Here is a 21408-nt window from a genome sequence, read left to right as displayed (position 1 = left end):
ACAGCTGGGGGACCAGCGTGTTCATGGCGGTCACCAGCTCTGGGCTGGATTCGGTGACTAGTTCGATGGACATATAGTGCCTTTCTCTAGTGTGGGTGAGGATTCTGCCTCAGGACTGTGAATGCGGTTCGAGCTTGTGTGCTGCCTCGGGTACGCGCGCGAGATCCTTGAGCCAGACGGCTCCGGACACATCCGAGGGCATGCGCCAGTCTCCGCGCGGGGAGAGCGTTCCACCGGCAACCACCTTGGGGCCGTTGGGGAGCGTGGAGCGCTTGAACTGGTTGGAGAAGAACCTCTTGAGGAACAGCTCCATCCACTTCTTGATGTCAGCCATCGTGTATTCGTGGCGGTCCTCGGCGGGAAAGCCCACCGGGAATCTGCCCGCCGTGGCATCGTGCCACGCGTGCCACTCGTAGAAGGCGATCTTCGAGGGGCGCAGTCCGAATCGCAGCAGGTAGTACAGCGTGAAGTCCTGCAGCTCATAGGGGCCGATCTTTTGTTGGGTGGACTGGATATTGGCCCCGTCCTTGGCCGGAACAAGCTCCGGGGAGATCTCCGTGTCCACAATGGACTGGAGGACGTCTCCCACCTCATCCGAGAACTGGTGGGAGGAGATCACCCAACGGATCAGGTGCTGCATCAGAGTTTTGGGTACGCCGGGGTTCACGTTGTAGTGGCTCATTTGATCGCCCACCCCGAACGTGCACCAGCCAAGGGCTAATTCGGACAGATCTCCCGTTCCCAGCACGATCCCGCCCTTCTCATTGGCTAGGCGGAACAGGAAATCCGTTCGTAGGCCGGCTTGCACGTTTTCGAACGTGACGTCATAGACCTCCTCGCCGGTGGCAAACGGATGGCCCATGTCCGCCAGCATCTGGGAGGCGGCGGGGCGGATATCGATCTCCTCGAACGTTACCCCGAGGCTTTCCGCCAGCCGGTACGCGTTGTTCTTCGTATGGTCCGAGGTGGCAAAACCGGGGAGCGTGTAGGCCAGAATATCCGTGCGTGGGCGCCCGAGCATATCCATCGCACGCGCCGCCACGATGAGGGCATGCGTGGAATCGAGGCCGCCAGATACACCGATCACCAGCTTCGGGTTACCGATCGCGCGCAGGCGTTGGGTGATGCCGTACACCTGAATGTTGTACGCCTCATAGCAATCCTGATTGAGCAGGGCTTCGTTCGCTGGCACGAACGGGAAGCGCGCCACCTCCCGGCGCAGGCCAATATCCCCGCTCGGGGGATCGAGCGTGTACATCACCGTTCGATGCTGGGCGCGAGCACCGGTGCGTTGGCCAAGATCGTCTGATATTGCGCGTCCCGCCTCAACACCCAGAGCCTCGCGATTGTCATCGAATGTTCCCTGACGCGAGCGTTCTTGGCGCAGCACATCCAGATCAATATCAGTGATCGTTAGCTGGCGCCCAAGAGCAAACCGATCGGAGGATGCCAACTCGTTGCCCAGCTCATACACCATGGCTTGCCCGTCCCACGAGAGATCCGTGGAGGATTCGCCCTGACCGGCCGCCGTGTACAGGTAGGCGGCGGCGCACCGGGTGGAGGCGGCCTGCACGAGGGACTGGCGATCCGCGGCCCGGCCAACGGTAATGGGGGAGCCGGAGATGTTGACGAGCACGGAGGCCCCTGCCAGCGCTGCTTCCGCTGAAGGCGGCACCGGTACCCACATGTCCTCACACACCTCCACATGGAAAGTGAACCCACGCAGATCCTTGGCACGGAACAGGAGGTCCACGCCAAACGGCACGGTTGCTGGCGCGGAATCATAATCTTGAATGCGCAGCATGTCTTCAGTGGCGAAGTACTCACCATCGGCAGGTTCCAACGCCTCGGCGATAGCCTCAACTTCCAGCTCGTTCAATGCAACGCCAGGCAGCTCGATCTGACCCCCGCGAATCTGTGCGCCTGATGCGAAGTGCCGCTTCTCATAGAACTCGCGGTAGTTCGGGATGTAGGACTTGGGCACCACGCCTAACACGCGGCCGCGGTGGATCACCACGGCGCAGTTGTAGATGCGGTTCCCATAGCGCAGGGGAGCGCCAACGACAATCACGGGCAACAGCTCGCTCGAGGCATCTCGCACGTACTCGATTGCTTCGAGAACTTCATCTAGAAGCACGTCTTGGAGCAACAGATCATCAATGTTGTAGCCGGTGAGGGACAGTTCCGGAAAGGCCGCAAGGGCCACGCCCTGCCTGTCGCATTCAACGGAGGCTTCGGCAATGTCATGGGCGTTGGCCAACGGCTGTGCCGCCTGCACAGGAAGGGTGCAGGCGGCAACACGGGCGAGGCCCTGAGAGTAGATGGAGTAGTAATCCATAGCCACTAGTTTGCCAGAGGGTTCCGACACGTTGGCACCCAACCCGCGAGACTGAGTGCCAGCCTGTGAGAATTGGGTGCCAACGTGAGGGGTCGGGTCTGTCAGATCATCGCCTGATCGCCAGATGGCGTAGAAGCGCCCACGATATTCCAACCGCCGCCACGGACTGCACGGTGCCAGCCACCACATGCTTGAGGAGCTGCGCCCCGCCGCCGGTGGCTGACCAATCCAAGAAGCCACCCCAGCTGGAGATTCCGCCATCGGTCACTGAGTCCAGAATGACGAAGGCCAAGATGGCGCCAACCCCAGCGAACCACGGGAGCCGCACAAACACGATGCCCGTCAAGAATCCGGCGGCATGAGCGAGGAATGTACCCACCAGAGCTGCGAGCGGCGCGTACCACAGCAGCCCCGATAGCTCGTATTCGTTGATCGCCACGGTGCCCGAGAAATCGGACTGAGCGAATCCCGCGATTACTGCCACTAGCAGGCAGGCGATGGCCACGGATAGCGCGCTCGCGGCCCATGCCGCCAGTTGCGATTTCATGTAGGTTCGCCGTGCCACCCCGGCGCCCAAGTAGGTGCGCGCGGTTGCCGCATAGGTAATGCTGGTGATGTAGCAGACCATCATCACAACGCCCACCGCCACGGCGGCGATCGTGATGAGCTTCGTGGCCCCAGAAACATCCGCCCATTGCGAAGGTTCTGCACCAGCCTGATTCAGCTCGAATGAGAATCCAAGATAATCGACGCCGAATAGCGAGAATTGAACTCGATTGCCAAAGATCGCTAGAACGATCAGGGACAACAGGGAAAGTACCGCCATTGTGCCAACGGTCCACAGGTTCGTTGACAGGTGGTCCTTGACGTGACGTTTTGTCAGGTTACTCATGATTGGTCTCCAATCGTCATCTCCACTAACACGTCGGTCAGGGAGGGAAGCTTGCCGGCACCTGCGTGGCGCTCGCGGACCTCATCGGCCTCGCCGTGCTCGATAATTCGGCCCTCGTGCACGAACAGCACGTGATCTAACAGGTCTTCAATTTCATCGATGAGGTGGGAGGACATGATGATGGTGCGTGGATTCTGTGTGTAATCGGCCAGTACGGTGCGGTAGAACACCTCACGGGCCACAGCATCCATGCCCAGATGGACCTCGTCGAATATGGTGACAGGGCAGCGCGATGCCAGCCCGAGGATTGCGTGCAACGCCGAACGCTGCCCGCGTGAGAGGTTGTCTGGCTTCTTCTTGGTGGATAGCTGGAACGTGTCAAACAGCCGCCCAGCAAATTCTTCATCCCAGTTCGGCCGGACATCCCGCCACAGCTTGAGCGTGTTCTTGATCTTCTCATCGCCGAAGATCGCCATGGCATCAGCCGCGTTGCACACGTTGGCCATGAGCTCCGGGTTCTCGAACACGGGCGTCCCATCGATGAGAATCTCGCCAGCACTGGCATGTGCTTGCCCGGCGATCAGCATCGCGAGGGTTGACTTGCCCGAGCCGTTGCGCCCGAACAGTCCCGTGATGGAGCCCGGTGCCACGGAGAAGCTGACATCGTTCAGCGCGCTGTCATGGCGCATCCCATAGCTGAAATTAACGTGCGAAAGTTCGATGCTTGCGCTCATGATTGCTCCTTTACGGTAAAGAAATTCCGGGCGAGTCCGAGGATTTCCTCTGGAGTTAGGCCCAGTTCTAGGCCTTCGGATAGTGCGGGTTCCAGATGGTTTGGAACGTATGATTTCTTGCCTTCTTCGCGGAGAATCTCCGGGGCCTCGTCCGTCACGAACATCCCGACGCCGCGGCGCTTAGCCACCGTTCCATCGTCCACCAGCAGGCCGAACGCCTTATTGGCGGTGGCTGGGTTGATGCGGAACGTGTTGGCGTATTGGGTTGTGGACATGAGTTGATCTCCCGGCTTGAGGCTCTCCGTCAGAATCTGGCTTCGGATGCTGTCCGCGATCTGTAGGTAGATCGGGCGGTCATCTGAAAAGTCCATTCAGCTTCACCTCGTTAGTATGTCGGTTAGTTACATGACTAATTAACCATAGAACCGATGGGGTGTCAACTCAGACATATGTCACAGGGCAAATGCGTGGCTCGGTGTGATGAAATTGATCAGCTTGTAGTATCGTGCCGATATATCAAGACTGAGGGATGCGCGATGGCCGCGCGGGCCCAGAGAAAGAAGACTGCACATGGTAACGATTGGCTTGCTGGGCCTTGGGCGCATTGGAGCGATGCACGCCAAGATCCTCGCACCACTGGCGGATCGGCTTGTTGTAGCCGATACGCGCCCACAGCTCACAGCAGACTTTGCGGCAGAAGTACCGGGTGTTGAGGTCCGCACTCCCGATCAGCTCCTCGCCTCCTCCGATCTGGACGGCCTGGTGATCACCACGCCAACGGACACCCACGCGGCCACAATTGACCGTGCCGCAGGGCTGGGTATCCCGATCTTTTGTGAGAAGCCAGTTTCAACCGATCTGGCCACGACCCTCGAGGTGGCTCGAATCGTCCGTGAGAAGGGCGTCCGCCTCCAGATGGGCTTCCAGCGCCATTTCGATGCCGGCTACACCACGGCCCGCAACAACCTCCGCGCCGGAAAGATTGGCGATCTGCGCCGGGTTCACATGGGAACGCTCGATCAAGCGCCAGCCCCGCGCGAGTTCCTCGCTGCCTCCGGCGGTATCTACACAGATTGCCTCATTCACGATTTTGATGCGCTGCGCTGGGTATCTGGCCAAGAGGTGAGCGAGGCATACGCCATCGGCACCGATCTGGGCATGCCGGACTTCGCAGACTTTGGGGACGTTGCCGAAACGGTCGTGCTCCTGACCCTGACCAACGGTGCCCTCGTGACAGCCCACTCCTCACGCTTCAACGGTGCTGGCTACGACGTGCGTATGGAGCTGCACGGCACGCTGGGCACTGACACGGTGGGCTTGGATGAGCACTTACCCATGACCTCCACCGAGCCAGCCGCCACCTACCCGGCCGGCGATCCATGGGTTGATTTCATCTTGCGCTTCAAGCCCGCCTACGAGGCGGAAATGCGGGCCTTCATGGAGGTCGCAGCAGGAACAGGTAACATCACGGCCGGCATCGAGGATGCCGTGGCCGCCCTCCGGATCTCCGAGGCCTGCTCCATCTCACGCCGCGAGCATCGGCCCGTGCGGCTGGAGGAGATTGCGGCGGAGCCGCCGTCGTCGTCCCAAAAAACCGGAAACGAGGCGTAATGGACTTGCGACTGGACGCAACCGCCTTCGACTATTCGTTCGTGGTTGTCTACCTCATCTTCGTGATCGCCATCGGAGTGGTGACGAAGCGGAAGGTTCTCACCTCTGAGGATTACTTCCTCTCCGGGCGCTCGCTCCCCGCGTGGATCTGCGCACTGGCGTTCCTTTCCGCGAACATCGGTGCCACGGAGCTTCTGGGCATGGCGGCCAACGGTTCGCAATACGGCCTGCCGACCGTTCACTACTACTGGATCGGCGCCGTGCCGGCGATGGTGTTCCTAGGGCTCATGATGATGCCGTTCTACTACGGTTCGCGCGTGCGCTCAGTGCCCGAATACCTGCGCTTGCGCTTCAATCGCGCCACGCACCTGTACCAATCGATTATCTTCTCAGTGGCCACGATCCTTATCGCTGGCGTGAACCTGTTTGCCCTCGCTCTGATCATCAACGTGCTGATCGGCATCCCGATGCCCGTTTCGATCCTCATTGCGGCCGGTGTGGTGCTTCTCTACACGGCGATGGGCGGGCTGACGGCCACCATGTATAACGAGGTGCTCCAGTTCTTCATCATCGTGGCATTCCTCATCCCGCTCACGGTGGGCGGACTGGCGCGCGTGGGTGGAGTGGATGGGCTTCTTGAGACACTCAATCAGACACAGGTGCTCGGCAAGGACGGCCTGAGCGTGTGGGGCGGAACCGGGCTGGGCAACACCACGAACCCGTACGGTAACTGGATCGCGCTGCTGCTGGGGATGGGTTTCGTCAACTCGTTCGGGTATTGGACCACGAACTTCACCGAGGTTCAGCGCGCCCTGTCCGCCAAGGACATGTCCGCTGCCCAACGCACCCCAATCATTGCCGCCATCCCGAAGATGTTCCTGCCGCTCATCATCATCACGCCAGGGCTGATCGCGGCGCTGCTGGTGCCCGAGCTGGCAAGTGGCGAACTCGCTCACAACGAGGCACTGCCCGCCTTGATCGGCGAAGTCATGCCGACCGGGCTGGTAGGGCTTGCGCTCGCGGCGCTCATTGCGGCCTTCATGGCGGGGATGGCTGCCAACGTGTCCGCGTTCAACACGGTTGTCACCTACGACCTGTGGCAAACGTACGTGCGGCCGGGACAGAAGGACACCTACTACCTGAAGGTGGGGCGGCGGCTCACCGTGGCCGGCGTGCTCATCGCGATCGGGGCGGCGTTCATCGCCGCCACCTTCAACAACATTCAGGATTACCTGCAGCTGCTCCAGTCCATCTTCTCCGCGCCGCTATTCGCCACGTTCATCTTGGGGATGTTCTGGAAACGGATGGCGCCCGAGGCTGGCCTGTGGGGGCTAGTGGCCGGAGCGCTCGGGGCTGCCGGTGTGCAGGTGGGGTACATGGCCGGTTGGTTGGAGTTCAATTCGCAGCAGGCCGCCAGCTTTACCGGGTCCGGGATGGCCTTCGTGTTTGATGTGGCGGTGTCCGTGCTTGTCACGTGGAGGCGGGAGGCCAAACCCTTGGAGGAGCTGGACGGGCTCGTGTGGGGGAGGGCCAACATGGAGATTCAGGGCGCCCAGCCCGCCCCCGATCTGCACCGCGTTGCCGTCAAGGAACGGCGGCAGATGGTGGCAACCGGGACGAAGCTTGATCTGAAGGACAATCCGTGGCCTTTGGGCATCGCGGTGATCGTGGTGCTCATTATTCTGAATGTGACGGTGGGGCAGTGATGGAGCGAGAAACTGGGCGAACCGAGTGGGCGCAAGCTGGGAAGGCCGGAGAATCTGACGTGGGTGAGCAAGCGGGACGCCTCACGCGAACCGAGGGATTGGGGCCAATCGTGCACGAAACACAGGCTGAAGGAATGGCTGCAGGTGTGGAGAAGAAGGGCGCGCCAGCCCATCGTCACCCCCGCATGTCCGCTGAAACGTGGCTTGACCTGCGCTCGTGGGCCGCGGCGATGTTTGCCGTTTTTGGTGCGATGCTCACGGTGTACGGCGCGTTTTTCGTGACCGAGGCTGATCTGGCCAAGGCTGCCGGAATTAACCTAGACCTGTGGACCGGGCTTGGCATGCTGTTCGCAGCTCTGTGCTTCTTCCTGTGGCTCATGGCGCGCCCGCCGGAGATCGAGCACGGCGTGCATGTGGTGGAGGGCGCCCCGGACGCCGAGTAGGGGTAGCTCTCTGGACCGTTATGGTGCCGAAGAGTGCTGCCGGATGCGGATGAGGGGGATCTGGTGGATGACATGGGGTGTATCAGGGTTAGCAGGCGCGGCAGCACGCCCCTAAATCCTGAGTGGACCACTTAATGCCGCTGTTGACATGTTGCAACCTGTCCCGAGGCGCCGTAAGTTGTCACCTCGCGAAATTCAGCAGAAGGTGGCAGTTTTACCGGTCCGTGGCGACGGCGCCGGACGAGCCTCTCAGTCAGCGCCGCGGGCATAATGAGAATTCATGGGGGATCTGAGCCCCGCCGCCACACGTGTTGACCCTGTCGGCCGTGGCGTGCTTCGCGCCACGGCGTTCGTGCCGGGGATTGCCTACCATATAAGGTGGAGACGTTTGAAAGTGAGGATTACATGACCGTTGTTGTTGCGTACAAATACGCGGCGAATCCCCAGGATGCCTCGGTGGATGCCAGTGGCGCCATTGACTGGACCCGCGCCAAGCCCGAGATCAGTGAATACGATCCGGTGGCGATCCAGCTGGGCCGCAATGTTGCGGATGCTCAGGATACCGAGCTGGTGGGCATTAGTGCTGGCACTAGCGCGCTGACCCACAAGATGGCCACGCGCAACGCCCTGTCCAAGGGCCTTGATCGCGCCTTGCTTTTCGGCCAGGACGGGGTGGATTCGTGGAGTTCCACGAAGGTTGCCTCCGCACTGGCATCCTTGGTGGGCCAGATCGAGGGCGCTGACCTGTTGATTACGGGGGATTCTTCGATCGACGACGGGGCCAAGATGATGTCCGCCATCACGGCTGGGTTCTTGGGCTGGCCGTGTTTTCAGGAGGTCACAGCCCTTGAGAAGACGGATGACGGCTACAGCATCACGCAGTCCGTCCCCGGCGGAACGCGCACGGTGGCCGTGACTGGGCCGGTGGTTGTTGCCGCGACTCCCGAGGCTGTCAGTGCAAAGAATCCTTCGATGAAGGAGATGCTTGCGGCGGCGAAGAAGCCCGTGGCAACGGTACAGGAGGCAGATTTGGAACTTGTTGAGGCACCGGTGGCCGTGACTGGCACCGCCAAGCCCGAGTCCAAGATCCGCAAGAATGTGTTGTTGAACGGCCCTGACGCTGCCAATCAGCTTGTTGCAGCGCTGCGCGCCGACGGTGTTCTCTGAGAGGTTTTGATCATGAAAACATGGATTATTGCGGCCGAAACCGGCGTGGGAACACTTGCTGATCAGGCCCGTGAGCTCGGCGGAACCGTCACTGCGGTGACCGTTGGCAACCTGCCGATCGCCGGCGTGGACGAAACGATCGCCATTGAGCTTGAGGCCACGGCCCCGGCCGAAGTGGCTGCACCGAGTGTTGCCGCCGCCATCGATGCCGAACCTGGTGACGTAGTGCTGGCGCCCAATCGCCCGGCTGAGCGCGTACTCGCTGGCGCCGTTGCAGCCAAGCTTGGCGCACCCGTTCTGACGTCCGTGAAGTCGCTTCAGGCTGGCTCCGCACAAGTTTCCAAGGCCGGCGGCATCAGCTTGGATAACGTGACATTCGACGGCACAGTAGTGGCCATCCTTGATGGCGGCGTACAGCCAGCCGGGGAGGTCCCCGAGGCCGTCACGTTCGGCGCCAAGGATTACACTGCCACGATTTCGGCCATCGAGCAGGCCGAGGTGGAAAGCGTCAACTTGGGATCGGCAGAACGTGTTGTTGCCGCTGGCCGCGGCTTCAAGGAGCAGGACGATCTGCAGCTAGCATCGGATCTGGCGGAGGCTATCGGCGGGGAAGTTGCCTGCTCGCGGCCACTGTCCGAAGGACTCGGCTGGATGCAGCGCGACCAGTATGTGGGCGTCTCCGGCCAAGTGATTGCCCCCGAGCTGTACTTCGCCATCGGCATCTCCGGCCAGGTACACCACACGGCGGGGATCCTCGAATCTGGGACCATCGTGGCAATTAACAACGATGAGACCGCTACGATGTTTGAGGATTCGGATTACGGGATCGTGGGTGACCTCTACGAGGTGATTCCGCAGATCGTCGCGGCGTTGAACGAATAAGGAGCAAGGACGGGGCATGGGTGACGTAGATTTTGACGCGATCGTCATTGGCGGTGGCGTTGCAGGGCTCACCTGTGCCTACCTTCTCGCCCAGCAGGGCAGGGAGGTCTTGCTGATCGAACGTGGCGACGAGCCCGGTTCGAAGAACCTCTCCGGCGGCGTTTTCTATTGCCGGATCATGGAGGAGATCTTCCCGAACTTCATCGAGGACGCCCCGATTGAACGCGTCATCACCCGCAACTGCCTGAGCTTCCTTAACAAGGAATCCTTCGTCAACATTGACTACTGGGACAAGCGCCTGTCCGAGCCCGTCAACGCGGTGACGGTCCTGCGCTCTAGGTTTGATCCGTGGCTCGCCGAGCAGTGTGAGGAGGCTGGCGTTACCCTGATGCCCGGCTTTAGGGTGGATGGGCTGCTGCGTGAGGGTGAGCAGTTTGTGGGAGTGTGTTCGGGTGAGGATGAGCTGCGGGCGCACGTCGTCGTCACCGCTGATGGAATCAACTCGTTCATTTCCCAAGAAGCGGGGATCCGGGAAAAGGAACCCAATGAAAACATGGCGATCGGCGTCAAATCCGTGGTCTCCCTCGGTGAGGAAAGAATCCGCGAACGTTTCAACGTGACGGGGAACGAGGGTGCGGCTTACCAGATCGTGGGGGATGCAACTGAGGGGCTGCCTGGCGGTGGTTTCATGTATACGAATCGCGATTCGGTTTCGATCGGGATTGTGGTGAATGTGCCGGCGCTGGAGCACGGCAACTATGTGGTCACTGATGTTCACGATCATTTCCTCGAGCATCCGGCGATCAAGCCGTTCCTTGAGGGCGGCGAGCTCGTGGAGTACGGGTGCCATATGGTGGCCGAGGGTGGCAAGAGGATGCAGCACGATCTGGTGCGTTCCGGCCTTGTGGTGATTGGGGATGCTGCGGGGTTCACGCTCAACACCGGCTTCACGATTCGCGGAATGGACCTTGCTGCCGGATCGGCCCGTGCGGCTGCTACGGCCATCGGGCAGGCGTTCGAGGCTGAGGATTTCTCTCAAGAAACGCTCGAGAATTACGTGAGCGAATATGAGGCGACGTTTGTGGGCGCGGACATGGACACGTATGCCAAGGCGCCGGATTTCTTGGAAAGCCCGGAGATGTACGGAAAGATCGGGGAGATGCTGGCGGATGTTCTGCACGGTGTGTACAACCTTGATCAGAGCCCGCGCAAGCACATCCTGCCTACCGCGTGGGATGCGGTGAAGGGCTCGGGGATGAAGCTGAGCAGGCTCGCGAAGGTCGCGTATCAGGCAGTGAGGGCTCTGTGATGGCATTTTCGTTGGGAAACGTCGAATCGCGGCTGGCCAAGAACGCTTATGAGGTGGATGAGGGCAACCCCCACATCGAGGTCAATCAGGAGATCGCCAAGGCCACGGGCACTGGCAAGCTCTTGACCAAGATTTGCCCGGCCCACGTGTATCGCGAGGAAGAAGACGGCACGATCTCCGTGGAGTTCGCCGCCTGCCTCGAATGCGGACTGTGCCGCCAGATGGCTGCTCCCGGCGCCCTCATTTGGCACTATCCGGAAGGTGCCACCGGCATCCGCTTCCGCGAGGGATAAAGGCTGCCGATCATCGGCAATGGGGCGGCGAACGGTTACATTTTAAGAAATGTCTCCGAGCATTGACATCATTCAGTCTTCGATTAATACCGGCTCAACGTTCAGCCCATCGATCCCGAGGAAATCTGCGGGATTGCAGGTGAAGACCGGTAGTCCGTTTGCAATAGCTGTTGCCGCGATAAGCGCGTCGTAGGCGCGGGCAGTCGGCTTGCGTCCGGCTGCCCGCAGGCTAGCAGCAACACTGCCGAAAGCGCGAGCGGCTGCGGCGTCGAACGGAAGGACATCGAAATCTGCCTCCGCTTGCTGTAGATGGGCTTGGCGAGCTGCGCGTTCTTGGTTGTCAGTGGCGACGAGCGGTCCGACGGCGAGTTCGGCCAACGTTATCGAGGTGATAACTGAATCATCTGGAAGTTGAGATGCATCGGCTACGTCACCTAGCCGAATGACTGTTGAGGTATCGAGTACTCCGCGCGGGGCTGTCACAGCGTTGGATCCAGTAATGTATCGATATCGTGACGCAGTGACTCAGGATCGACTCGGGGCAGCCGCCGACGTCGTTCGATCAGCTCAGACGGAGGTGCGCTGGGGCGGCGCAGCGGCGTTAATTGCGCAGCCGGGGAACCGTCGCGTGTGACGACGATGGATTCACCACGAGCGACGCGCTCAAGCACATCTCCTCCATGGTTCCTCAGGTCTCGAACTGATACTGTGCTCATGGCCCCAAGCGTATCACCGGTGATACGTATGCAGGAAGAGATCTCCACGAGCTCCCCGGGCAGGGCCACAGGTATCCGCTACTGAGAGGGCAAGGTGCAAGTTGTTGTTGATGGCCTCGTGTCAGTCCAACAAAATACAGCGGGTTCGATGACCGGCCGCGCGTACGATACGGGCGTCCGTGGCAAGTAAGGGGACTTCAATGATTTCCGCTAGGGCAACGTAGGGTGCAAACTGGAATTCGTGGCGTGTCAGCTATCGATTACATTTTAAGAAATGTCTGCGAGCATTGACATTGCGCTTGGTGTCTGCGACCGTTAACACATGTACGTGGGGAGCGCTCTGGACATTGGCGCCGTCATGCGCGAGCGTCGCAAGGAAAAGGGATGGTCTCAGCAGGATCTTGCCGAGGCCATGGGTGCAACGCGCCAGTGGGTCATTTCTGTCGAAAATGGCTCTTCTCGGGCGCAGTTGGACATGGTGCTCACGGCGCTGAAACAGCTTGACCTAGGAATCAACGTTTTCCATGACACCTCTGCTGACGAGCTTGATGAATTGATCGGGGACACGCAATGAGCGACGTACTGGATGCCTATCTTCAGGGTGTGCTCGCCGGGAGATTTACCCAAGATTTTGCGGGCCACGTGTCCTTCTCATATGAGGACGCTTACCGGGCGGATCCCCAGACCACTCCACTGTCCTTCTCGATGCCAAAGCGGCGCCGTGAATATCCTGGTGAGGAAGCGGGGTGCTGGATCGATAATCTTCTGCCTGACAGTGAGGAATTGCGAGCAAGAATCGCGATCAAGTTCAGCGAGGAACGCCCTTCCCCGTTCAACCTCTTACGCCATGTGGGCGTTGATGCTGCAGGAGCTGTACAGATTGTGCCCGCGGGAATGGATCCTGAGACGGTTGGCTCACGTGTGGAATGGTCACTGGAGGATATTGGAAACGAAATTCGGCGGTTACATCGAGACAACTCGGCTGTTGCAACCTCCCTAGAATCTGGCAGATGGTCCTTGGCAGGGCAGCAAGGAAAATTCGCGCTCTCCTTTATCGACGGCAAGTGGTATGAACCAGTCGGGAGGTTTCCGAGTACACACATATTCAAAGTCGGCGTTCAGGGGTTACGAGACTCAGATGTCGCAGAATTCATTACGATGAGAGCGGCGGGGAAGCTCGGAGTCCGCACAGCCTCGGTGACCCTCGAAGAATTTGACGGTGAGATTGCAGTGGTCGTACAACGATATGACCGTTCGAACTTCCGGGGCGCCATCACGCGAATTCATCAGGAAGATTCCTGTCAAGCGTTGTCCTATCCGATGGTTCGCAAGTATCAATCGGACGGAGGACCGTCGATGGGTGACATTGCCGGAGTAGTGCGCCGGGAGATGAGAAATGCAGGAACGCAACCCCTTGAGGAGCTGGCACGCTGGCATGCTTTCAACGCTATATCGGGAGCAACTGACGGACACTCTAAGAACGTCTCTTTCGTCATGAGGGGCAATGCTTCTCGGCTCGCTCCTGCCTATGATTTGATCGCAGGCCCGCTGATCAGCAACGCTCAGACGGCATGGTACAAGTATAAGATGGCAATGAAATTCGGTGGAGAATACAGGTTCCGTAACATCGGGATCAAAGAGATCTCGCTCCAAGCAGCAGAGTTTGGACTCGAGCCTGAGTGGTATGTAGCCGAAGTGGGCTCGATGCTAGACGGTCTTGAGCAGGCTTACATGGAAGCGATTGGTGAGGCGGAAGCTGTGGTCGGGACTTCTCAGTCCATCAGCCGGATGCGTCGAAATATCAGTTCCTGGGCAACCAATGCCAAGGCAATTGTGGAATGACGATATTCCACCCATGTTGCTTTTGGGCTTCTGAGGGCTGCCGGCCAAGGTGAAGGCGAAGCAGGGTGGTGAGGCCACCCGTCGCCCACCGCCTACTCCCACTCGATGGTGGCCGGCGGCTTGCTGGTGACGTCCAGAACCACGCGGTTAACTTGGGGAACGTTGTTGGTGATGCGGTTGGAGATGCGTGCTAGAACGTCATAGGGCATGCGCGTCCAGTCGGCCGTCATGGCGTCCTCGGAGGAGACGGGGCGCAACACGATCGGATGGCCGTAGGTACGCCCATCGCCCTGAACGCCCACGGAATGAACATCTGCAAGGAGCACGACGGGGCACTGCCAGATTTCTTCGTCCAGCCCGGCAGCCGTCAGCTCCTCGCGCACGATGAGATCCGCAGCTTGCAGGATATCCAGCCGTTCGCGCGTGACCTCGCCGATGATACGAATGCCCAGGCCGGGCCCGGGGAAGGGCTGGCGCGCCACGATCTTCTCGGGAACGCCCAGCTCGCGTCCGATCGCTCGCACCTCATCCTTGAACAGGGAACGCAGCGGCTCGATGAGGGAGAAGTCCATATCGTCCGGGAGTCCGCCCACGTTGTGGTGGCTCTTGATGTTGGCAGCGCCCTCGCCGCCACCGGATTCCACAACATCCGGGTACAGGGTGCCCTGAACGAGGAACTTGACGTCCCCGCCCTCGCTTCCGAGCTTTTCCACCAGCGCCTTCTGCGCCGTCTCAAAGCTACGAATAAATTCGCGCCCGATAATTTTCCGCTTGGCCTCGGGTTCGCTCACCCCGGCCATCGCGCCAAGGAAGCGCTCGGATTCATCGTGGGTCTCCATGCGGATGCCCATCCCTGCCGCGTAATCCTGTTCCACCTGCTCGCGTTCGCCCGCGCGCAGCAGCCCGTGATCGATGAAGAAACACGTGAGCTGATCGCCGATCGCCTTGTGCACGAGAGCGGCGGCAACGGAGGAATCCACGCCGCCGGATAGCGCGCAGATCACCTGAGCATCGCCCACCTGTGCCCGGATCTTCGCCACCTCGGCATCAATAATGGATTCGGATGTCCAGTTCGGCTCGATCCCCGCCCCGTCATACAGGAAGTTCTCCAGCGCCCTCTGTCCGAACGCCGAATGCTTGACCTCGGGATGCCACTGCAGCCCGAACAGCTTGCGCTCGCGATTCTCGAACGCGGCCACGGGAGTCCCGTCCGTTGACGCGGTCACGGCGAATCCCTCGGGAGCCGCAGTCACGGCATCTCCGTGGCTCATCCACACCACCTGATCGCCGGGAGTACCGGCGAAAAGGCAGGATCCCTCGCCCACTTCGGCATCGGTGTGGCCGTATTCGCGGGTTCCAGTTTCCCCCACGGTGCCGCCGAGCGCCTTCGCCATGGTCTGGAATCCGTAGCAAATACCCAGCACCGGCACACCGGCATCGAACACGCCGGAATCCATGGACGGCGCGCCGTCGGCATACACGGAGGCGGGGCCACCGGACAGAATAATGGCGGCCGGATGCTTGGCCAGCATGTCCGCAGCACTCATCGTGTGGGGAACAATCTCGGAATACACACGCGCCTCACGCACACGCCGCGCGATCAGCTGGGCGTATTGGGCGCCGAAATCAACAACAAGAACAGGACCAGTTTCGAAGCTCACCCCACGAGTTTACACCGGCTAGGATATCGGCATGGCCGCACCCGTCCGCGATGGAATCAACGCCCGCCCGATTCGCATCCGCAGCGCGGGCACGGCGCTCGCGAGAGTAAGCGAGGTTCTGCCTCAGATCGCCAGCGAGCTACCGCAGGCTTTTGATCGTGGAGATATTGTTGACGACGACGGCGAATCCCCACTTACTCCCGATTCTCCCGTACGTGTGGGGCAGGTTGTGTGGGCATTTGGCGGTGTGACAGACGAGCCGGACGAACCGATCACAGTGCCGATTCTTGCCGAAAACGAGCGCTGGCTGGCGGTGGACAAACCGCACGATCTGGCCACGATGCCGCGAGGGCGCCACGTGGCCCACACCCTGACGGTGGCGCTGCGCCGCCAGCTGACAAACGACCAACTGGTGGCCGCCCACCGGCTGGATGCCGCAACGGCGGGCGTGGTGCTCGTGACGAAGGAGCCCCAGTGGCGCGGTCCCTACCAGCTGCTCTTCGAACACCGGCGGGTCACGAAGGAGTATCTAGCGGTGGCGGATGTGAGCAGTATGGATCGCGTGCCGGTGATCGGGGAGAGGCAACGGATCGAGCTGCGCCTCGAAAAGCCCCGCACCAGCACACGCACGTTGGTTGAGGCGGGGCAGCCCAACTCGCTGACGGATATCAAATGCGTATGGCATTCGGGTGAGATAGCAGGCTTCCGGGTCCGTCCGCTCACCGGCAGGACTCATCAGATCAGGGCCGTGTTCGCCCACCTTGGTATGCCCATCGTGGGGGATCTGTTTTATGGCCACGTAGGGGTGGGCGGGGAGGGAATTCGCCGTCGTCGTCAAAAAACTCCCCTCCAACTGCTCGCGCGATCCCTCGCCTTCGTGGATCCCATCAACGGAGAAAACGTGACGGTGGAAACGAACCGAGTACTCGACCTGTGGGACTTTCCTCACGGACGTGCCTGATTTTCGGAAGGGCGGACCTAAGCCCCACATATTATGAGAACATTTAGAGGGCGAGAAACACCCGCTAGCTAGTAGGTTCAGGGAGCTGAACCGGAAGGATTGCACCGTGGCACACAGCGTCTACTTTACGGCTGCACAGGCGAACTCTGGCACGCAGCCTGTCGCGAAAGCCTATCTCGAATTCCTCTCAACACAATACGATCGTGTTGGCGTTTTCCGTGGTTGGGCAAACGGCCCGATCGAACAGGACGAACCGTTCCTCGAACTCTTAGATGTTCTGGGCGAACGCGATCAGGCCGATCGCGCATGGGGAACAACCCGCGAATCCTACGTAACGGACGAAGATGCGGCGATGACCCAGCTGGTCAAGCGCTACACCGATTACGCGGACCAATACGATGCCGTGCTGATTCTGGGCGTCATGGATGGCGATCCCATCAACCCCGGCCAAGTGGCCCGCAACGGCCGCGCCATCGCAAACCTCGCAACCTCCGTGATCCTCGTGGTTCCCGGCGCCGGGCGCAGCCCCGCTCAGGTTATGACGGTGACGTCCCTCTCCGCAGATGTGATTACCGGAGAACACGCTCCGCTCGCGGCCATCGTGATTGGCAATGCGGACGAAGGTGCGGCGGCCGCTGCCAAGGGGCTGGAGATCCACGCCCCGGTGCTCATCCACTACGCAGGCACCACGCCTACCGTGGACGAGCGGGATGCTGAGGTTCTCAAGGCCGCCATGGAGCTCGGCTCCGATGTGATTACGCCGCTGAACTTCCAAGCAACGCTGGTGTCCCGCGCGCGTTCGAATGTCAAGCGCATTGTCATGCCCGAATCCGACGATCCGCGTATCCTCAAGGCCACGGAAGAACTCCTGGCCCGTGGGGTTGCGAATATTACGCTGCTGGGCGAGGAAGCGCAGGTTCGCGCTCACGCCGAGGAGCTGGGTCTGGACATTGCGGGGGCGGAGATCGTTTCGCTGAACGATCCGGAAAAGTGTGACCGCTATGCGGAGGAGTTTGCCCGGCTGCGCGCCAAAAAGGGCGTGACCGTGGAGCAGGCCCGCGAGAAGATCAAGGACGTCTCCTACTTCGGCACCATGATGGTGCACATGGGGGATGCCGATGGCATGGTGTCCGGGGCAACCCACACCACCGCCCACACAATCGTTCCCTCCTTCCAGATCATCAAGACAAAGCCGGGTGCGGCCCTCGTGTCCTCCTGCTTCCTCATGCTCATGGAGGATCGCGTGTACGTGTACGGGGACTGCGCCGTGACAACCAACCCCTCCACCGAGGAGCTGGCTGGGATCGCGCTATCTTCGGCGGAAACCGCCGTTCAGTTCGGCGTGGAGCCGCGCGTGGCCATGCTGTCATACTCCACTGGCACCTCCGGCAAGGGGCCAGATGTGGATTCCGTTGTGGAAGCCACCGCGATGGCGCGCGAGAAGGCGCCGGATCTACTGCTCGAAGGGCCGATTCAGTATGACGCAGCCGTCGATGAGGCTGTGGCGAAGGTCAAGCTTCCCGATTCGCCGGTGGCAGGCAAGGCAACCGTGTTCGTGTTCCCGAACCTGAATGCCGGCAACATCGGGTACAAGGCTGTTCAGCGTTCCGCTGGCGCCGTGGCCGTTGGCCCGGTGCTGCAGGGGCTCAACAAGCCGGTCAACGATCTCTCTCGCGGTGCCCTTGTCCAAGACATCGTCAACACCGTGGCCATCACTGCAATTCAGGCGCAGGCCTGAGGTATCAATCGAATCTGGGGAAGAAACCTTGTCAGTACTCGTCATTAATTCTGGTTCCTCATCCATCAAGTATCAGCTGGTGGATCCGGAATCAGGTGCGGCTATCGCCTCCGGCCTTGTGGAGCGCATCGGTGAGGCCTCCGGCCACATCGAACACACCTATGGTGACATCACCAAGGAACTGAGCGATCCGGTGCCCGATCACGGGGCCGGGTTGGAGCGCGTGCTCGGGCTGTTCGAAGAAGTTGGGCCAAGCCTGACCGACGGCTCCATCGCGGCCGTTGGCCATCGGGTGGTTCAAGGCGGAAAGTACTTCGATGGCCCGGCGCTGATCGATGACGCCGTGGAGGAGCGGATCGAACAGCTGATTCCGCTTGGGCCGCTTCACAATCCGGCTCACTTGGCTGGCATCCGGGTGGCGCGCAAGCTGCTTCCGGACGTGCCTCATGTGGCCGTATTCGATACCGCCTTCTTCCAGAACCTTCCAGACGAGGCGGCAACCTACGCGCTGGATCGCGAGGTTGCTGAAAAGTACGAGATTCGCCGCTACGGCGCGCACGGCACCTCCCACCACTACGTGTCGGGGCAGGCATCGAAGCTGCTGGGCCGCGACGATCTCAAGCAGATCGTGCTGCACCTGGGCAACGGTGCATCTGCCTCCGCCGTGGTGAACGGTGCGGCGGTTGAAACCTCGATGGGACTGACCCCCCTCGAAGGGCTGGTCATGGGCGGGCGCACCGGCGATATTGATCCGGCCGTGGTGTTCCACCTTGCCCGCAACTCGGATATGGACATCGAGCAGATCGATAACCTGTTCAACCGGCAGTCTGGCCTGAAGGGCCTGACCGGGCAGAACGATATGCGCGAGGTATGGAACTTGGCCGATGCGGGCGATGCGAACGCGCGCGAGGCTCTGGACGTGTACGTGCACCGGCTGGTCAAGTACATCGGGGCGTACGGCGCCATCATGGGCGGAATCGACGCCATCACGTTCACCGCGGGCGCTGGGGAAAACGATAATCGCCTGCGCTCCGAAGTTGTGGACCGGCTGGGCGCCTTCGGTGTGGAAATTAACGAGGAAAAGAACGCTGTGCGTTCCAAGGAAGCTCGCGAAATCTCAACACCGAACTCCTCCATCCACATTCTGGTGATCCCTACCAACGAAGAGCTAGCCATCGCGCGCCAGTCCATGACGCTGGTGTGATACGGGCGCGGGTGAGGTGATGGGGCTGGGCCGGTGGCTTGGCCCCATCACTGGCTCTGCGCTAGATTCGTCACCGTTTGGTGCTGCGGCAGGGAGGCTTCGGGCGGGTGCGTCTAGGCTGGGGTCATGAGTTATGGCCAGAACCGTTCACATCAGGGGCACCGAACAGGTGGCCGGAGCCAAGATCCGGCGTACGCGAACAGGCCGCCCCGCCGCCGCGAGGGCCTGGACGATGAACTGATCGAATCGCTGCACCGGCTGGACGGGCGAAACTACGGGTCCTACAAGTCCCTGATCGGGGACTGGGATTACGGTCCCTTCACACTGGCCATCGATCGCGTGCAGGCTGATCCCTTCGCCCCGCCCTCCAGCTGTCGGGTCACGGCCACGCCTGAGGCCATGGGCATTCCCGCCGATCTGATCGTCGGGGGCGACGGTCGCGTTGGGGTGGCGGATTTCCTTAATCGTGCCTTCGAAACCAATATTGGGCGGTTCACCAAGCCCGGCACGGTGACGATTGCTCGGCCGGGGCAAGAGATCCTCGTGCGCTCGGCGTGCACGGTGAGCGCCGATCAGATTGAACTGCGCTTTCAGGTACAGATGCCGGCACGCGGGCGCACCATCATGGGGCATACGGCTGCGGAGATCTTTGATCACGATGTGCCGGACATCGTCATGGAAACTCTGGACTTCGCACCGGAAGGGGCGGCGGAGTATCTAGAGCGGCTGCGCGCCCACGTTGCCACCTATGAGGATTACCAAGCGCTGCAGGGAGTGCTGGCCGAACGCGGCTGGATCGGCTTCGTGGCCAACGGGGCGGTGCTGCCGCGCCGTTCGGGGGTATCCGAGCTGCCGATGGGGGAGGCCGTTGCTTTCGAATCTCCCGAATCATTGCGGGAGGCTGTGGAGTTGCCGCATGCGGGCGAAGTGGCCGGAATGGCCCTGAAGCCGGGGATTACGGTGATCGTGGGCGGCGGATACCACGGTAAATCCACCCTGCTGAGCGCGTTGCAGCGCGGGGTGTACGCGCACATTCGTGGGGACGGGCGCGAGCTTGTTGCCACGGTGCGCACCGCCATGAAGGTGCGGGCCGCGGACGGGCGTTCGGTAACCGGCGTGGATGTGTCCCCGTTCATCGCGCACCTGCCCCAAGGTGCGGACACCACGGTGTTCTCCACCGAAAACGCTTCGGGTTCCACCTCACAGGCCGCCTCGATCATGGAGGCCGCCGAACTGGGAGCGAAGCTGCTGCTTCTGGATGAGGACACCTCCGCCACCAACCTCTTGATCCGTGATTCGCGTATGCGCGAGCTCGTCCACGCGGAAAAGGAACCGATCACGCCGCTCGTGGACCGAATCGGGGCACTCGCTGCTGATCGCGGCATCTCCACCATCATGGTGATGGGTGGCTCCGGCGATTATCTGGACGTGGCCGATCGCGTGCTCATGATGGATACCTATCGCTGCTTCGACGTGACGGACAAGGCGCGCGCCGTCGTGGCCTCCCAGCCGCGTGAGCGCTCCGATGAGGCGAGCTTCCCCAAAACAGCGGCGCGGCGCGTGCTGCGGGGCTCAAAGAAGGGGGATCGGCCCAAGACCAAGGTGTTCGGGCGCGATGCGATCCAGCTGGATAAGCAGCGCATTGACGTATCAGATATTGAGCAAATCGTGGAGGGCGGACAGGCCGAGGCGATCGCGTGGGCAATTCGGGGGATCCTCGAACACACGGCCGATGGTGACGCTTCCATTGCGTCTCTTACTGCCCAGATCGGGGAACTCCTTGAGGGGCAGGGCCTTGGTGCTCTCACCGCCTACGGGGCGCGCCAATGGCCAGCCAATCTGACAATGCCGCGCCCGATCGATGTAGGCGCGGCATTGAACAGGTACCGAGGGCTGAATCTGGCCTAGTTT

Annotated in this window: 20 protein-coding genes; 13 read left to right on the top strand and 7 right to left on the bottom strand. The window is 61.0% G+C overall.

Translation table 11 applies throughout. The annotated features are described in order from the left end of the window. Positions 1-109: 109 nt before the first annotated feature. From ACTHV6_RS03970 to ACTHV6_RS03955, 4 genes are all read right to left on the bottom strand, one after another. Entirely contained in the window at positions 110-2338 is a 2229-nt protein-coding gene (locus ACTHV6_RS03970) for an NAD(+) synthase (protein WP_441385973.1), read from the bottom strand. A 106-nt stretch (positions 2339-2444) separates the two neighbouring features. After that, positions 2445-3230 carry a hypothetical protein gene (locus tag ACTHV6_RS03965; RefSeq protein ID WP_441385972.1) on the bottom strand — a complete coding sequence of 262 codons (786 nt, stop codon included), beginning with the start codon at positions 3228-3230 and terminating at the stop codon, positions 2445-2447. Beyond that, entirely contained in the window at positions 3227-3964 is a 738-nt protein-coding gene (locus ACTHV6_RS03960; protein ID WP_441385971.1) for an ATP-binding cassette domain-containing protein, read from the bottom strand. The genes ACTHV6_RS03965 and ACTHV6_RS03960 overlap by 4 nt, the downstream gene beginning before the upstream one ends. Continuing rightward, positions 3961-4335 (bottom strand): GntR family transcriptional regulator, encoded by a 375-nt coding sequence (locus tag ACTHV6_RS03955; RefSeq protein WP_441385970.1) that lies wholly within the window; start codon positions 4333-4335, stop codon positions 3961-3963. The genes ACTHV6_RS03960 and ACTHV6_RS03955 overlap by 4 nt, the downstream gene beginning before the upstream one ends. Positions 4336-4477: 142 nt before the next feature. Between ACTHV6_RS03955 and ACTHV6_RS03950 the strand changes: the two genes are divergently transcribed. From ACTHV6_RS03950 to ACTHV6_RS03920, 7 genes are all read left to right on the top strand, one after another. Next, positions 4478-5575, top strand: coding sequence for a Gfo/Idh/MocA family protein (locus ACTHV6_RS03950; protein WP_441385976.1), 1098 nt, complete (start codon positions 4478-4480; stop codon positions 5573-5575). Continuing rightward, positions 5575-7281, top strand: coding sequence for a sodium:solute symporter family protein (locus ACTHV6_RS03945; RefSeq protein WP_441385969.1), 1707 nt, complete (start codon positions 5575-5577; stop codon positions 7279-7281). Before ACTHV6_RS03950 ends, ACTHV6_RS03945 begins: the two co-directional genes overlap by 1 nt. Next, positions 7281-7724: a hypothetical protein gene (locus ACTHV6_RS03940; RefSeq protein ID WP_441385968.1), complete on the top strand. Its 444-nt coding sequence runs from the start codon at positions 7281-7283 to the stop codon at positions 7722-7724. Before ACTHV6_RS03945 ends, ACTHV6_RS03940 begins: the two co-directional genes overlap by 1 nt. A 378-nt stretch (positions 7725-8102) precedes the next feature. Next, positions 8103-8891, top strand: a complete 789-nt coding sequence (locus ACTHV6_RS03935) for an electron transfer flavoprotein subunit beta/FixA family protein (protein ID WP_441385967.1) — start codon at positions 8103-8105, stop codon at positions 8889-8891. Between the two features lie 12 nt (positions 8892-8903). Continuing rightward, the gene (locus ACTHV6_RS03930) at positions 8904-9773 is read left to right on the top strand and encodes an electron transfer flavoprotein subunit alpha/FixB family protein (RefSeq protein WP_441385966.1); all 870 of its coding nucleotides are present in this window, start codon (positions 8904-8906) and stop codon (positions 9771-9773) included. 16 nt (positions 9774-9789) lie between these two features. Continuing rightward, entirely contained in the window at positions 9790-11082 is a 1293-nt protein-coding gene (locus tag ACTHV6_RS03925; RefSeq protein ID WP_441385965.1) for an FAD-dependent oxidoreductase, read from the top strand. After that, positions 11082-11375, top strand: coding sequence for a ferredoxin family protein (locus ACTHV6_RS03920; protein WP_441385964.1), 294 nt, complete (start codon positions 11082-11084; stop codon positions 11373-11375). Before ACTHV6_RS03925 ends, ACTHV6_RS03920 begins: the two co-directional genes overlap by 1 nt. A 72-nt stretch (positions 11376-11447) precedes the next feature. On the opposite strand, the gene ACTHV6_RS03915 is transcribed toward ACTHV6_RS03920, so the two are convergent. Further along, the gene (locus ACTHV6_RS03915) at positions 11448-11858 is read right to left on the bottom strand and encodes a type II toxin-antitoxin system VapC family toxin (protein ID WP_441385963.1); all 411 of its coding nucleotides are present in this window, start codon (positions 11856-11858) and stop codon (positions 11448-11450) included. Beyond that, a complete protein-coding gene (locus ACTHV6_RS03910; protein WP_441385962.1) occupies positions 11855-12091 on the bottom strand; it encodes a type II toxin-antitoxin system Phd/YefM family antitoxin in 237 nt (78 codons plus the stop codon). The genes ACTHV6_RS03915 and ACTHV6_RS03910 overlap by 4 nt, the downstream gene beginning before the upstream one ends. 322 nt (positions 12092-12413) lie before the next feature. Here ACTHV6_RS03910 and ACTHV6_RS03905 point away from each other — a divergent pair, with 322 nt between their 5' ends. Further along, positions 12414-12665: a helix-turn-helix domain-containing protein gene (locus ACTHV6_RS03905; RefSeq protein ID WP_441385961.1), complete on the top strand. Its 252-nt coding sequence runs from the start codon at positions 12414-12416 to the stop codon at positions 12663-12665. After that, entirely contained in the window at positions 12662-13933 is a 1272-nt protein-coding gene (locus ACTHV6_RS03900; RefSeq protein WP_441385960.1) for a HipA domain-containing protein, read from the top strand. The genes ACTHV6_RS03905 and ACTHV6_RS03900 overlap by 4 nt, the downstream gene beginning before the upstream one ends. Before the next feature lie 92 nt (positions 13934-14025). Here ACTHV6_RS03900 and guaA read toward each other — a convergent pair whose 3' ends face one another. After that, positions 14026-15594, bottom strand: a complete 1569-nt coding sequence (gene guaA, locus ACTHV6_RS03895) for a glutamine-hydrolyzing GMP synthase (protein ID WP_441385959.1) — start codon at positions 15592-15594, stop codon at positions 14026-14028. 31 nt (positions 15595-15625) lie between these two features. Here guaA and ACTHV6_RS03890 point away from each other — a divergent pair, with 31 nt between their 5' ends. The 4 genes from ACTHV6_RS03890 (at position 15626) to ACTHV6_RS03875 (ending at position 21405) form a co-directional block, all read left to right on the top strand. After that, complete coding sequence (locus ACTHV6_RS03890; RefSeq protein WP_441385958.1) at positions 15626-16555, top strand: pseudouridine synthase; 930 nt, start codon at positions 15626-15628, stop codon at positions 16553-16555. Positions 16556-16661: 106 nt separating this feature from the next. Further along, the gene (pta, locus tag ACTHV6_RS03885) at positions 16662-18293 is read left to right on the top strand and encodes a phosphate acetyltransferase (protein ID WP_441385957.1); all 1632 of its coding nucleotides are present in this window, start codon (positions 16662-16664) and stop codon (positions 18291-18293) included. 28 nt (positions 18294-18321) lie between these two features. Beyond that, positions 18322-19497 carry an acetate/propionate family kinase gene (locus tag ACTHV6_RS03880; RefSeq protein WP_441385956.1) on the top strand — a complete coding sequence of 392 codons (1176 nt, stop codon included), beginning with the start codon at positions 18322-18324 and terminating at the stop codon, positions 19495-19497. A gap of 126 nt (positions 19498-19623) precedes the next feature. Continuing rightward, positions 19624-21405 (top strand): ABC-ATPase domain-containing protein, encoded by a 1782-nt coding sequence (locus ACTHV6_RS03875; protein WP_441385955.1) that lies wholly within the window; start codon positions 19624-19626, stop codon positions 21403-21405. Positions 21406-21408 lie beyond the last annotated feature (3 nt).

Origin of the sequence: Ancrocorticia sp., assembly GCF_052089425.1 — a bacterium.
Classification (GTDB): Bacteria; Actinomycetota; Actinomycetes; order Actinomycetales; family Actinomycetaceae; genus Ancrocorticia.
Note: the sequence above shows the minus strand (reverse complement) of the source record. Positions and strands in the feature narration are given on the sequence as shown.

Coding starts and splice junctions, on each gene's coding strand:
- ACTHV6_RS03970 (WP_441385973.1), bottom strand. CDS start 2,338: ATGGATTACTACTCCATCTACTCTCAGGGCCTCGCCCGTGTTGCCGCC.
- ACTHV6_RS03965 (WP_441385972.1), bottom strand. CDS start 3,230: ATGAGTAACCTGACAAAACGTCACGTCAAGGACCACCTGTCAACGAAC.
- ACTHV6_RS03960 (WP_441385971.1), bottom strand. CDS start 3,964: ATGAGCGCAAGCATCGAACTTTCGCACGTTAATTTCAGCTATGGGATG.
- ACTHV6_RS03955 (WP_441385970.1), bottom strand. CDS start 4,335: ATGGACTTTTCAGATGACCGCCCGATCTACCTACAGATCGCGGACAGC.
- ACTHV6_RS03945 (WP_441385969.1), top strand. CDS start 5,575: ATGGACTTGCGACTGGACGCAACCGCCTTCGACTATTCGTTCGTGGTT.
- ACTHV6_RS03940 (WP_441385968.1), top strand. CDS start 7,281: ATGGAGCGAGAAACTGGGCGAACCGAGTGGGCGCAAGCTGGGAAGGCC.
- ACTHV6_RS03930 (WP_441385966.1), top strand. CDS start 8,904: ATGAAAACATGGATTATTGCGGCCGAAACCGGCGTGGGAACACTTGCT.
- ACTHV6_RS03925 (WP_441385965.1), top strand. CDS start 9,790: ATGGGTGACGTAGATTTTGACGCGATCGTCATTGGCGGTGGCGTTGCA.
- ACTHV6_RS03920 (WP_441385964.1), top strand. CDS start 11,082: ATGGCATTTTCGTTGGGAAACGTCGAATCGCGGCTGGCCAAGAACGCT.
- ACTHV6_RS03910 (WP_441385962.1), bottom strand. CDS start 12,091: ATGAGCACAGTATCAGTTCGAGACCTGAGGAACCATGGAGGAGATGTG.
- ACTHV6_RS03905 (WP_441385961.1), top strand. CDS start 12,414: ATGTACGTGGGGAGCGCTCTGGACATTGGCGCCGTCATGCGCGAGCGT.
- ACTHV6_RS03900 (WP_441385960.1), top strand. CDS start 12,662: ATGAGCGACGTACTGGATGCCTATCTTCAGGGTGTGCTCGCCGGGAGA.
- ACTHV6_RS03890 (WP_441385958.1), top strand. CDS start 15,626: ATGGCCGCACCCGTCCGCGATGGAATCAACGCCCGCCCGATTCGCATC.
- ACTHV6_RS03875 (WP_441385955.1), top strand. CDS start 19,624: ATGAGTTATGGCCAGAACCGTTCACATCAGGGGCACCGAACAGGTGGC.